The sequence below is a fragment of the Amycolatopsis sp. NPDC051106 genome (genome assembly GCF_040682775.1).
Lineage (GTDB): Bacteria > Actinomycetota > Actinomycetes > Mycobacteriales > Pseudonocardiaceae > Amycolatopsis.
In genome coordinates this window covers 1-12,239 of the sequence record NZ_JBFBBQ010000156.1, presented here as the reverse complement: position 1 = coordinate 12,239, position 12,239 = coordinate 1, and the positions used below count along the sequence as shown (strand labels likewise).

The 12,239-nt window shown below is 70.4% G+C and carries 13 protein-coding genes and 2 riboswitches; of the genes, 6 read left to right on the top strand and 7 right to left on the bottom strand.

The annotated features are described in order from the left end of the window. Window positions 1-85 precede the first annotated feature (85 nt). Window positions 86-2,251, bottom strand: a complete 2,166-nt coding sequence (locus AB0M83_RS47085; protein WP_364528857.1) for a glycoside hydrolase family 15 protein — start codon at window positions 2,249-2,251, stop codon at window positions 86-88. Between the two features lie 206 nt (window positions 2,252-2,457). On the opposite strand from AB0M83_RS47085, the gene AB0M83_RS47080 reads away from it, so the two are divergent. From AB0M83_RS47080 to thiD (AB0M83_RS47070), 3 genes are all read left to right on the top strand, one after another. Beyond that, window positions 2,458-3,369 carry a trypsin-like peptidase domain-containing protein gene (locus AB0M83_RS47080; protein WP_364528854.1) on the top strand — a complete coding sequence of 304 codons (912 nt, stop codon included), beginning with the start codon at window positions 2,458-2,460 and terminating at the stop codon, window positions 3,367-3,369. 48 nt (window positions 3,370-3,417) lie between these two features. Further along, window positions 3,418-3,540, top strand: a riboswitch (TPP riboswitch). Next, a complete protein-coding gene (gene thiC, locus AB0M83_RS47075; RefSeq protein WP_364528851.1) occupies window positions 3,534-5,168 on the top strand; it encodes a phosphomethylpyrimidine synthase ThiC in 1,635 nt (544 codons plus the stop codon). (Overlaps the previous riboswitch by 7 nt.) Next, entirely contained in the window at window positions 5,165-5,965 is an 801-nt protein-coding gene (gene thiD, locus AB0M83_RS47070) for a bifunctional hydroxymethylpyrimidine kinase/phosphomethylpyrimidine kinase (protein WP_364528848.1), read from the top strand. Before thiC ends, thiD (AB0M83_RS47070) begins: the two co-directional genes overlap by 4 nt. On the opposite strand, the gene AB0M83_RS47065 is transcribed toward thiD (AB0M83_RS47070), so the two are convergent. Next, window positions 5,962-6,972, bottom strand: coding sequence for a phosphatidylinositol-specific phospholipase C domain-containing protein (locus tag AB0M83_RS47065; RefSeq protein ID WP_364528845.1), 1,011 nt, complete (start codon window positions 6,970-6,972; stop codon window positions 5,962-5,964). The two genes, thiD (AB0M83_RS47070) and AB0M83_RS47065, sit on opposite strands and share 4 nt — an antisense overlap. 111 nt (window positions 6,973-7,083) lie before the next feature. On the opposite strand from AB0M83_RS47065, the gene thiD (AB0M83_RS47060) reads away from it, so the two are divergent. Together thiD (AB0M83_RS47060) and AB0M83_RS47055 are read left to right on the top strand one after the other, a co-directional pair. Next, complete coding sequence (thiD, locus tag AB0M83_RS47060) at window positions 7,084-7,911, top strand: bifunctional hydroxymethylpyrimidine kinase/phosphomethylpyrimidine kinase (protein WP_364528842.1); 828 nt, start codon at window positions 7,084-7,086, stop codon at window positions 7,909-7,911. 59 nt (window positions 7,912-7,970) lie between these two features. Continuing rightward, window positions 7,971-8,774, top strand: coding sequence for an ion transporter (locus tag AB0M83_RS47055; protein WP_364528839.1), 804 nt, complete (start codon window positions 7,971-7,973; stop codon window positions 8,772-8,774). Between the two features lie 10 nt (window positions 8,775-8,784). Here AB0M83_RS47055 and AB0M83_RS47050 read toward each other — a convergent pair whose 3' ends face one another. From AB0M83_RS47050 to thiO, 5 genes are all read right to left on the bottom strand, one after another. Further along, window positions 8,785-8,913, bottom strand: a complete 129-nt coding sequence (locus AB0M83_RS47050; RefSeq protein ID WP_364528836.1) for a hypothetical protein — start codon at window positions 8,911-8,913, stop codon at window positions 8,785-8,787. A gap of 57 nt (window positions 8,914-8,970) precedes the next feature. After that, window positions 8,971-9,429 carry a MarR family transcriptional regulator gene (locus AB0M83_RS47045; RefSeq protein ID WP_364528833.1) on the bottom strand — a complete coding sequence of 153 codons (459 nt, stop codon included), beginning with the start codon at window positions 9,427-9,429 and terminating at the stop codon, window positions 8,971-8,973. 97 nt (window positions 9,430-9,526) lie between these two features. After that, a complete protein-coding gene (locus AB0M83_RS47040) occupies window positions 9,527-10,285 on the bottom strand; it encodes a thiazole synthase (RefSeq protein ID WP_364528830.1) in 759 nt (252 codons plus the stop codon). A gap of 1 nt (window position 10,286) precedes the next feature. Continuing rightward, complete coding sequence (gene thiS / locus AB0M83_RS47035) at window positions 10,287-10,487, bottom strand: sulfur carrier protein ThiS (RefSeq protein WP_364452293.1); 201 nt, start codon at window positions 10,485-10,487, stop codon at window positions 10,287-10,289. Further along, entirely contained in the window at window positions 10,487-11,563 is a 1,077-nt protein-coding gene (thiO, locus tag AB0M83_RS47030) for a glycine oxidase ThiO (RefSeq protein WP_364528828.1), read from the bottom strand. The genes thiS and thiO overlap by 1 nt, the downstream gene beginning before the upstream one ends. After that, a riboswitch (TPP riboswitch) is annotated at window positions 11,558-11,663 on the bottom strand. (Overlaps the previous gene by 6 nt.) A gap of 31 nt (window positions 11,664-11,694) precedes the next feature. Here thiO and thiE point away from each other — a divergent pair. Further along, a partial coding sequence (thiE, locus tag AB0M83_RS47025) for a thiamine phosphate synthase (RefSeq protein ID WP_364528825.1) occupies window positions 11,695-12,239 on the top strand: 545 nt, incomplete at its 3' end.

Below are 12,239 nucleotides of genomic sequence, written 5' to 3'. Positions count from 1 at the left end.
ATGGGGGCTTTGGGTGCTTTTACCCCACCGAAGGCCGCCTTGGGTGCGTTCAACGCAACCAAGGCCACATTGGGGCGCTGGGGACTCAGCAGCCGAGGAAGTGGCAGCGGACCACCCGCGGCGTCTCCAGCACCGAACCCGCCTTGACGTCCCAAGCCAGCCGGACGTACTGCGCGTGCGTCCAGGCCAGCGGGGTCGCCGAGTTGTTCGGCGTCCCCGCCGGGAAGCCGGTCTGCCCCGACGGCGGGTTCTCGTCCCACACCTGCTCCGGCATGGTCTCCGCCGAGCTGCTCACCCGGCCGAGGTCACGCAGCCGCCGCGCGGCCGAAGCGGGGTCCCCGAGCGTCAGCTCGTACTCGCCGCGCTCGCCGGCGAGCAGCGGCCACAGCCGCCCGAACGTCGTGCGGCTCTCGGCCGGGAACGTGTAGTCCCACGGCGAGCCGTCAGCCTGCTCGCCGTAGCCGTCCTTGGTGTACCGGTGCCAGAACTGGCCGGTCGGCGTGGTGAACGCGATGTCCTTGTCCGTCACGCGCACGCTGTTGCGGACCACCGGGTCGTCGGCGCGGTAGATGCCGAGCCGGACCAGGTCGAGGAAGCCCGCGTCGGTGACCGCGCGCTGGTCCATCGTGACGCTCGAGTTGCCGAGGTTGTACGTCGTCGGAGCGTTGGCGTTCGCGTCCTTCGTGAGCCGGACGAAGTACGGGTCCTTCGACAGCGGCCCGTTCGTGGTGATCGTCTGCTTGGGCAGGTCGGCCTTGAACTTGTCGGCCGCCGCGAGGTAGCGGGCGGCGTCGGCCGGAGCTCCGTTGTGCGAAGCCAGGTCCGCGGCGCAGACGAGCCCGGCGATCACCGAGGCGATGGTCGACGGGGACCAGCCGTCCTGCTCCTCCCAGCGCTCCTGCTGGGTGTACGGCGCCGGCTGTCCGCCCGGGCCGACGTAGCCGAGGATGAAGTCGGCGGCCTTGCGGACGCCGGGCCACAGGTCGTTCCGCCCCAGCTGCTGGGCCAGCACGATCGGGAAGGCGGTCTCGTCGAGCTGGATCGACGTCCAGTACGGCACGCCGTCGACCCGGCTGTTCTGCGGCATGTGCCCGTCGGCCTGCTGCTGCGTGCCGAACATGTACGAGACCGAGCGGTTCGCGGCGGCCTGGTCGCCGCCGGCGGCCAGACCGGTCGCGATCTGGTAGAGGTCGCGCGGCCAGACCAGGTGGTAGGTGCCGGACGGCGACCACTCCGGGTCGTTGTTCCCGAAGCGCCACGGCATGCTCGGCGACGCGATGAACGCGCCCGGGTGGTGCTTGTCCTCGCTCGCGGCGAGGGTCAGCATCGACGCCTTGTAGAGGTCGCGCTCGTCGTCGGTCTTCAGCGACGACGGCGGCTTGCTGATCCCGCGCAGGTACTGCTCCCAGCCGCGGTCGTACGCGCGCGTGATGTCACGGACGCCGCGTCGCTGCGACGCCTGCGCGCTGCCGAGCGCGTCGGCGGCCTTCGCGCCCATGCCGAGGGCGAGGGTGACGTGCCGGTTCCGGATGCCGTCGGCGCTCGTCTGCCCGGTCAGCAGGACGTTGCCCTTCGCGGCGGAGTCGTACGTCGTGAGCTTGAAGGTCTTGGTGAGCTGTGTGTTCCCGTCGGACGCGCCCGCGTAGCCGACGCTGGTCTTCGTGAAAGCCGGCTTCGCGGTCAACGCGGCGGCGTTCGTGGCGTCCTGCGCGGTGACGGCGTCGCCCTTCCGCGCGGCCGAGTCGTCGGAACCGTCGTTGGTCAGGTCCGGATCGGCGACCGCGTAGAGCTGGTACGGCCGCCCGGTGAGCGACTGGAAGTCGACGTCCACCAGCACCGTCGTGGCGGCCGGGTCGGTGACGTACGTCTTGCGCAGGCGCCAGCGGTGCTGGTCGTCGGTGATCGTCTGCTCGTAAACCAAACTGTCGTCGTCGGTGCGCCGCACCTGCTGGGACTTCGCCGTGTAGTCGGCGACGGCGAAGCTGCGGCCGTCCGTGACGACGAAGTTCATCGACCGGACGCTCGGCGTCGACAGGTCCGGGTAGTAGACCTCGGACATCTGGCCACCCTGGAGGGTGAACCAGATGTTGCTCGACCGGTCGTGCGCGGTGCCGAAGCCGGTCTTGTTCGCGGGCAGCCAGCTCGGATGGGCGCCCGGGGCGCCGGGAGCCTCTCCCGCGGCTGCCGCGATCCCCGGGATCAGGCCGGTGACCAGCAGCCCGGCGAGGGCGCCGAACATGAGTTTTCGCATATCAACCCCACAGAAAGTCACTTCTGCACCGTTACAGAAGCGCCTGGAAGTCTCTCGCCGATCCTTCACCCGCGCATGGTCCGATCCGGTGAACCACTGACCGTCACTGGTCCGGTCACGGCGCCGGTTCACCAGCAGCGAACGGACTTCCCGTTCGACCGGGCGCACACTTGTAGTACCTGCAACGGTGTAATCGAGGTGCCTTCATGGATGACGCGATGGACGCCTACTCGCGCGCCGTCAGCACGGTCGCCAAGACCGTCACCCCGCACGTCGCCGGGGTGCGGCTCGCACGCGGCAGCGGCTCGGCGGTCGTCTTCGCCGACGACGGCCACCTGCTCACCAACGCCCACGTCGTGGACGGCAACCGAAAAGGCGTCGCGACCTTCGCCGACGGCAGCGAGGTGCCCTTCGACGTCGTCGGAGCCGATCCGCTGTCCGATCTCGCCGTATTGCGGGCGCGGGGTGAGACACCGTCCGCCGCCCGGCTGGGCGATGCCGACCAGCTCGTCGTCGGGCAGCTCGTCGTGGCCGTCGGGAGCCCGCTCGGCTTCTCCGGCACCGTCACCGCCGGCGTCGTGAGCGCGCTCGGCCGGGCGCTCCCGGTGCGGCAAGGCCGGACCACCCGCGTGATCGAGGACGTCATCCAGACCGACGCCGCGCTCAACCCCGGCAACTCCGGCGGCGCGCTCGCGGACTCCGCCGGCCGCGTCGTCGGGATCAACACCGCGGTCGCCGGCTTCGGGCTCGGGCTCGCCGTGCCGATCACCACGACCACCCGGCGGATCATCGACACGCTCGTCGTCGAGGGCCGGGTGCGGCGCGCGTACCTCGGCGTCGTCGGCGTGCCCGCGCCACTGCCGGACGACGTCGCCGGGCGCACCGGCCAGAGCGCCGGGCTGCGGGTGCACGAAGTCGTCTCCGGCGGCCCCGCGGACCGGGCGGGCCTCAAGGCAGGCGACCTCGTGCTGACCGTCGGGCGCACCCGCGTGTCGGACGCGCAGGGCATCCAGCGGCAGCTGTTCGCGGAAGTGATCGGCACCGCACTGCCGATCACCGTGCTGCGCAACGGAGCCATGGTCGACGTCTACGCGACCCCGGCCGAACTGGTCGGGTGAGGTGAGCGGGCTTGAGTATGTCGCCCCGGCGTGGCATGGTCGGTGGCACAACACCAACGCGGGAGCTCGCGCCATGGCGGGCTGAGAGGGTGACTTGCGTTTTCGCAGGCGTCACCGACCGCATGAACCTGACCGGGTAATGCCGGCGTAGGGAGTGAAAGTCGTTGACCACGCTCGAGAACAAGCACGTCTCCGTCACGACCGGCCCGATCACGGGCTCGCACAAGGTGTACCACCAGACCGAATCCGGACTCCGCGTTCCGGCGCGCCGGATCGACCTCTCGAACGGCGAACACTTCGACGTCTACGACACTTCCGGCCCGTACACGGATCCGGAAGCTTCGATCGACGTCCACAGTGGACTCCACCGGCTGCGCGCCGGCTGGGCCGACGGCCGTGAGCACAACACGCAGCTCGGCTGGGCCAAACAAGGCGTCGTCACCAGGGAAATGGAGTACATCGCCGCCCGCGAGCGCGTCGAGCCGGAGTTCGTGCGCGCGGAGGTCGCCAGCGGCCGCGCCGTGATCCCGGTCAACCGCCGCCACCCCGAGACCGAACCGATGATCATCGGCAAGAACTTCCTGGTGAAGATCAACGCCAACATGGGCAACTCGGCCGTCTGGTCGTCGGTCGAAGAAGAGGTCGACAAGATGGTGTGGGCGACCCGCTGGGGCGCCGACACGATCATGGACCTCTCCACCGGCAAGCGGATCCACGAGACGCGCGAGTGGATCATCCGCAACTCGCCGGTCCCGGTCGGCACCGTGCCGATCTACCAGGCGCTGGAAAAGGTCGACGGGGAACCGGAAAAGCTGTCGTGGGAGATCTACCGCGACACCATCATCGAGCAGTGCGAACAGGGTGTCGACTACGTCACCGTGCACGCCGGCGTGCTGCTGCGCTACATCCCGCTGACCGCGCGGCGCGTCACCGGGATCGTCAGCCGCGGTGGCTCGATCATGGCCGCGTGGTGCCTCGCGCACCACCAAGAGTCCTTTTTGTACACGCACTTCGAGGAACTCTGCGAGATCCTGCGCCAGTACGACGTCACGTTCTCCCTGGGCGACGGCCTGCGCCCCGGCTCGATCGCCGACGCCAACGACCGCGCCCAGTTCGCCGAGCTGGAAACCCTCGGCGAGCTGACGCACATCGCGCGCTCGCACGACGTCCAGGTGATGATCGAGGGCCCCGGCCACGTGCCGATGCACAAGATCAAGGAGAACGTCGAGCTCGAGGAAAAGCTCTGCGGCGAAGCACCTTTCTACACCCTCGGTCCACTCGCGACGGACATCGCGCCGGGCTACGACCACATCACGTCGGCCATCGGCGCGGCGCAGATCGGCTGGTACGGCACGGCGATGCTCTGTTACGTCACGCCGAAGGAGCACCTCGGCCTGCCCAACCGCGACGACGTCAAGACCGGCGTGATCACCTACAAGATCGCCGCGCACGCCGCCGACCTCGCCAAGGGCCACCCGTACGCCCAGGAGTGGGACGACGAGCTGTCGAAGGCGCGCTTCGAGTTCCGCTGGAACGACCAGTTCAACCTCTCGCTCGACCCGGACACGGCGCGGTCGTTCCACGACGAGACGCTGCCCGCCGAGCCGGCCAAGACCGCGCACTTCTGCTCGATGTGCGGGCCGAAGTTCTGCTCGATGCGGATCACGCAGGACGTCCGCAAGTACGCCGAGGAGCACGGTCTGTCCACTGTGGAGGCCATCGAGGCCGGGATGGCTTCGAAATCGGCGGAGTTCACCGAGTCCGGCAACAAGGTGTACCTGCCCGTGGTGCAGCCGTGACTCCGCCGACCGCCCTCACCATCGCCGGCTCCGACTCCGGCGGTGGTGCGGGCATCCAGGCGGACCTGCGTACGTTCTTCGCGCACGGCGTCCACGGGCTCGTCGCGCTGACCGCGGTCACCGTGCAGAACTCGCTGGGCGTCCAGGGTTTCACGGAGATCCCGGCCGACGTGGTCACCGCGCAGATCAAGGCGGTGGCGTCCGACATGGGCGTGAACGCGGCGAAGACGGGGATGCTGGCTTCCGCCGAGATCATCCGCGCGGTCGCGAAGACCCTCGATGAACTCGGCCTGGACTTCCCGCTGGTGGTCGACCCGGTGGCGGCGTCGATGACGGGCCACGCGCTGCTGCGGGAAGACGCCTTGGAGGCGATCCGCACGGAGCTGTTCCCCCGCGCGACGCTGATCACGCCGAACCTGGACGAAGTCCGGCTGCTGACCGGGATCTCCGTCGTGGACGCGGCTTCCCAGCGCGAAGCGGCCGAGGCGTTGCTGGAGTTCGGGTCCCGCTGGGTCCTGGTCAAGGGCGGCCACATGCAGGGCACGGCCGAGTGCGTGGACCTGCTGTCGGACGGCCGCGAGTACATCTCCCTCAGCGGGCCGCGGTACCAGACGGAGAACACCCACGGCGGCGGCGACACCTTGGCGTCGGCGATCACGGCTTCGCTGGCAAAAGGCGCCTCAGTGCCGGACGCCGTCGCCGCGGGCAAGAAGTTCATCGAAAGGTGCGTGGCGGAGGCCTACCCGCTGGGTGCGGGAGTGGGTCCGGTCTCGCCGTTCTGGGTGCTGAACCGCTAACCCCGGGCGAGCACCTGGGGCAGCACCGTCGTGAGCCCGGTCCAGTCCGACGTGATCACCGACGCGTGCTGCTTCGCCAGGTCGGCGACGCGCTGGTTGGCCTGGTCGACCGTCGGGTTGTGCGCGTCGATGGCGGGCGCGACGTTCTGCCCGTCGGTCATCACGACGTAGTAGTGGTTGGCGTCGTACCACCACGGCCCGGTCTGCGTCACCCACGCGTTCGCGTCGCCGTCGAACACGACGAACCACGGCTTGAGGTCGGCGGTGTACTTGTCCCGCGGGTCCCCGCCGGCCGCGCCGTGCACGGTCGGGAAGATGTTCGCGTCGCCGAGCTTGCCCGCGTTCTTGAGCCCGACCAGGTACTTCGCGTACTCGACGTCCGTCTTCAGCGTGTCGGTCGGGTTCTGCTCTTCGACGGTGCCCGGGATGATCTCGGTGAGCACCCGGCCCCGCAAGGCGTCCACGGACGGCCAGTTGTCCGCCTTGGCCGCGTCGTCGAGCGTGCCGTAGCTCCCGAGCAGTTCGGCCGGGCGGAACGCGACACTGCCGAGGTGCGAGCGGAACGTCGCGTCCAGCTCGTCCGGCCCCATGCCCGTGTTGTCCGAGAAGCCGGTCTTCATCTCGAGCTTGAGCGTGATCGGCGTGTGCCCGGGGTGGGCGGCCAGCCAGATCCGGATGTCGTCGAGGCAGTACTCGAGGTTCTTGTTCTTCCCGCCGGAGTACAGCTGCGACGCCGAGGTGGCCGCGACGCAGTTGTTGTTGTTCCCCAACGGGTTCGAGTGGCTGACCTTCCACTCGTGGGTGAAGAAGTCCGGCCAGACGTCGAGCTCGATCAGCGACGACCCGGCGTCGAGCGCACGGGCCAGGTAGTCGTAGGCCGCCGGGTCGTACGTGTTGTGCACGCCGACCGTGGTGACGTGGGAGAGCTTCGGGCTGTCCGCGTTGGCCGCGGTCGCCCCGGAGAGCACGAGAGCTGCTGTCAGGAACGCCGCCGAGAAGAGCTTCATCCAGGCTCCTTCGCCCGTGAACTGGTGAGTAGCCCACACAATGTGCCACCGTGGTGGACTGTTGATGAAGCCAAAGCGGCCGATTGGCCTAGACCAGAAGTCGGGAAAAGAATGACCACGAGCCCTCCTACGGCGTTGACCATCGCCGGGTCGGACTCCGGCGGCGCCGCCGGGTTGCAGGCGGACCTGCGCACCTTCCTGACCTGCGGGGTCCACGGCCTGGTCGCCGTCACCGCCGTCACGGTGCAGAACACCCTGGGTGTGCACGACCGCGCCGACCTGCCACCGCACATCGTGGCCGGGCAGATCGAGGCCGTCGCGGCGGACATGGGCGTCGGCGCGGCCAAGACCGGCATGCTGGCCTCGGCCGGGATCATCCACGCGGTCGCCGCCGCGTGCGACCAGGCCGGGATCGGGCGCGACGAGGAGATCCCGTTCGTCGTCGACCCGGTCGCGGCCTCGATGCACGGCCACCCGCTGTTCGACGACGCCGGCCTGCACGCTCTGCGCGACGAGCTGCTCCCCCGCGCGACGGTGCTCACGCCGAACCTCGACGAGGTCCGGCTCCTCACCGGCATGACCGTGAAGGACCGCGAAGGCATGCACACCGCGGCCGTGGTGCTCCAGCGGATGGGGCCTCGCTATGTCCTCGTGAAGAGCGGCCACCTGCAGGCCGACCCGGAGTGCGTGGACCTGCTGTTCGACGGCTCGACGTTCGTGGAGCTCCCCGGGCGGCGGTACGCGACGCCGCACACGCACGGCGCGGGCGACACGATGGCGTCGGCGCTGACGGCGGGCCTGGCCAAGGGCATGTCCGTGGTGGAGGCGGCGCGGTACGGCAAGTGGTTCGTCTCGCACGCGGTCGAGCACGCGTACCCGATGGGCGCCAAGGTCGGCCCGGTCTCGGCCTTCTGGCGGCTGGCGCCCGAGGAGCGCTGAGCACTCGCCCGGTTACGATCCCTGCGTTTACTCATCCTTGAACTGAGCAGGGGGTGGCCTTGACCGGGCGCGAGCGGGTGGCGAAGGTCCTCGAGGACCGCCGCTTCCAGAACTTCATCATCGCCGTGATCGTGTTCAACGCGGCCACCCTCGGCATGGAGACGTCGACGTCGCTGGTCGACGGCTACGGCCCGCTCCTGCACGCCCTCGACCACATCGCGCTCGGCATCTTCGTCGCCGAGCTGCTCGCGAAGTTCTACGCCTACCGCGGCGCGTTCTTCCGCGACAGCTGGAACGTCTTCGACCTGCTGGTCGTCGGCATCGCGGTGATCCCGGCGACCGGGCCGTTCGCCGTCCTGCGGTCGCTGCGCGTGCTCCGGGTGCTGCGGCTGATCTCGGTCGTGCCGTCGATGCGCAAGGTCGTCTCCGGGCTGCTCGCGGCGATCCCCGGCATGGCGTCGATCGCCGCGCTGCTCGCGCTGATCATCTTCGTCGCCGGCGTGATGGCGACGAAGCTGTTCGGCGTGATCTCACCGGAGAACTTCGGCGACCTCGGGACTTCGCTGTTCACCCTGTTCCAGGTGATGACCGGCGAGGCGTGGCCGGACATCGCGAAGGAGATCATGGTCCAGGCGCCGATGGCCTGGATCTTCTTCGTCGTCTACATCCTGGTGTCGAGCTTCGCGGTGCTGAACCTCTTCATCGCCGTGGTCGTCAGCGGCATGGAGGACGAGCTGCGCCAGGACATCCGCGAGGAAGAGGCGAAGCAGGCCGAGACCCAGGCCGCCGCGAACCAGGAGATCCTCGACGAGCTGCGCGCCCTGCGCGCGGAGCTCGCCGAACTGCGGCAGCAGGCGGCTTAGCCGTCCGCGATCAGGGCTTCTTCCGGGCTCGGCGGCCCATGATGGTTCCCCCGATCACGGCCACGAGAGCGATCACCACGAGCACGCCGCCCATGGGGCCGTCGGGAAACCAAATTGCGGCCAGCGTCGATTCCACCACGCTTACCTCCCCAGGTGTTCCGGTCTACGGTCGACCGTCGTAGTGGGAGGTACCCGCTCAGCCGGCGCGCGACACCCGAGGCGGGTCCTGATCGTCCGCGATCAGCGCCTCCAGCGCGGGGAGCGCCGCCGTCAGGGCTTCGCGGTGTTCGGGCGTCAGCCGGTCGAGACGCCGGTTCAGCTCCTGCACCCGCGTCGACCGGACGCCGGACACGAGCCGCTCGCCCTCTTCGGTCGCCTTCGCCAGCCACGCCCGGCGGTCGACCGGGTCGGACTCGCGGCTGACGTACCCCGCCTCGACCAGCGACGCGATGATCCGCGACATGGTCGCCGCGGCGACCCCCTCCTTCGCGGCGAGGTCGCCGAGGCGCAGCTGGCCGGAGATGACCAGCGTCGCGAGGGCCGAGATGGCGCCGTGGCCCGGGCCGGGCACCCCGGCCTGCCGCAGGGACCGGGACAGCCTGCCGACGGCGAGGTACAACCTGCCCGAGACGTCCTGGACGGAGGTGCTGGTCACGGCTGGCTCCTTATGCCTCACGCGTGCGCGGGTGCGCCGGAAAGTGCCGTCAACCTTACGGGTTCGCCGTGCACACTCGGCGTTAAGGCACCCGGGTTCACCGGGGTGGACTCGACGCCTGCGCCCAGAACCGCTGCGGCACGCGTCCCGCGCTCCGGGCCAGGTGACCGGCGACGACGGCCGACCGCATCGCCGCGGCCATCCGTTCGGGGTCGGTCGCCCGGGTGACGGCGGTGGACAGCAGGACGGCGTCGCAGCCGAGCTCCATCGCCAGCGTCGCGTCGGACGCCGTGCCGATTCCGGCGTCGAGGATCACCGGCACGCCCGCCCGCGAGACGATCAGCTCGATGTTGTGCGGATTCCGGATGCCGAGGCCGGTGCCGATCGGCGCGCCCAGCGGCATGACGGCGGCGCAGCCGGCTTCCTCGAGGCGTAGCGCGAGCACCGGGTCGTCGTTCGTGTAGGCGAACACGGTGAACCCGTCGGCGGCCAGCCGTTCGGCGGCGTCGAGGGTTTCGAACGGGTCCGGCAGCAGCGTCCGGTCGTCGGCGTGCACCTCGAGCTTGACGAGATCGGTACCGAGAGCCTCCCGCGCGAGCTGCGCGGTGAGCACGGCTTCGGCGGCCGTGCGGCAGCCCGCGGTGTTCGGCAGCAGCTCGATGCCGAGCCTTCTCAGGAGTTCGAGGACGCCGGAGCCGCCTTCGGCGTCGGCGCGGCGCATGGCGACGGTGGTCAGCTCGGTGCCGGACGCGACCAGCGCGCGTTCGAGCACGGCGAGGTTCGCCGCGCCGCCGGTGCCGATGATCAGCCGGGACGTCAGCTTGCAGGTGCCGATGACCAGCGGTTCTTCGTCCATTTCAGCCTCCCTGGACGGCGGTGAGCACGTCGACGCCGGCACCCTTGGGCACGGCGGTGGTGGGCCAGTCGCTCCGGCGGACGACGACGCCGTCGACCGCGACGGCGATGCCGGGACGCTGCCCGCCCGACGCGTCGAGGACGTCGGCGACGGTGGCGCCGTCCGGGAACTCCGTCCACTTCCCGTTGAGCTTGATCTCCATCACACGTGCTCCTTCTGGTGCAGGCGGGCGGGTGAAGCCGCTTCGACGCCTTCGGGCGGCTTCTCACCCTCGAGCCAGGCGACCACGGCGTCCGCGGTCACGGGGGCCATCAGCAGGCCGTTGCGGTGGTGCCCGGTGGCGGCGAAGACGCCGTCGTCCAGGACGCCGATGTACGGCAGCACGTCCCGGCTGCCGGCGCGCAGGCCCGTGGCGGTCTCGACGAGCTCGTACTCGGTGATCGCGGGGAAGACGCGCTCGGCGCCCTCGATCAGCTCGCGGACGCCGCGTGCGGTGACGGCCCGGTCGAAGCCCGCCTCGTACTGCGTCGCGCCGAGGACGAGCTCCTGGTCGCCGCGCGGGACGAGGTAGATCGGCCGGCCCTCGACGACGGCCCGCACGGTGCGCGCCGGCGGCGGCAGGCAGCCGCGGCGGGGTTTCAGGCGCAGGATCTCGCCCTTGAGCGGGCGGACGGCGTCGGCGAGCTGCGGGTGCAGCCGCCCGGTCCAGGCGCCGGCGGCGAGCACGACGGCGCCGGCGTCCGGGATGCGTTCGACGCGTTCCCGGACGAACCGGACGTCGTGCACCTGGCAGGCCGCGTACAGGGCGTGGAGGAGTTTCCGGTTGTCCACGGCCAGGTCGCCGGGCACGTGGAGTCCACTTCGGACGGAGCCGACGCCGGGCTCGAGCCGCTTGGTCTCCCGGCCGGTCAGCCGTTCGGCCGCGCGGCCGAGCGAGTGCAGGTGGCCGGCGAGGATGTCGAGGTGACCGGCGTCGGCGCTGTCGAACGCGACGACGAGGGTCCCGTGCCCGGCCAGTCCGGGGTCGACGCCCTCCTGGGCGAGGTCGCTCGCGAAGCCGGGCCAGCGCCTGAGCGACTCCTCGCCGAGGGTGAGGACGTCCTCCTCGCCGGGCCAGGCTTCGGTGACCGGGGCGAGCATGCCGCCGGCCAGCCAGGACGCGCCGCCGCGGACGGGTTCGGGGTCGTAAAGGGTGACGTTCTGGCCGCTTTGCGCGGCGCGCCACGCGACGGACAGGCCGATCACGCCGCCGCCGACGACGGCCAGGGTGTTCGTCATGGGAATCACGCTCCCTGCGCCGGCATGACCCGGATCAGGTTCCACGGTCGGAGCGGCAGCTCCCTCTCAGCCCGTGCTTCGGGCTCCCGTGCGGACCACCCCACCCTAGCTCGGGAGGTACGGTCGCCGCTATGCCCGCCCTCTCCGGTGACAAGATCCGCGCCCGCCTCGACAGCGCGCGCCTGTACCTGTGCACGGACGCCCGCACGACCCGCGGCGACCTGGCATCCTTCGCCGACGCGGCCCTGGCGGGCGGCGTCGACATCATCCAGCTGCGCGACAAGACCGGGGCGCTGGAAGCCGCGGGAGAGATCGCGGCGCTGGAGGTGCTGGCCGAGGCGTGCGCCCGCCACGGAGCGCTGCTGTCGGTGAACGACCGGGCGGACGTGGCGCTGGCGGTGGGTGCGGACGTGCTCCACCTGGGCCAGGACGACATCCCGGTGACCTTGGCCAGGCGGATCCTGGGCGACGAGGTCGTGATCGGCCGCTCGACGCACTCGGTCTCGCAGGCAGCGGCGGCGGCGTCGGAGCTGGGAGTGGACTACTTCTGCACGGGCCCGTGCTGGCCGACGCCGACGAAGCCCGGACGCTCGGCGCCCGGGTTGGACCTGGTCCGTTCCGTCGCCGCCTCGGCCGTCTCACGGCCGTGGTTCGCGATCGGCGGCATCGACGGTCC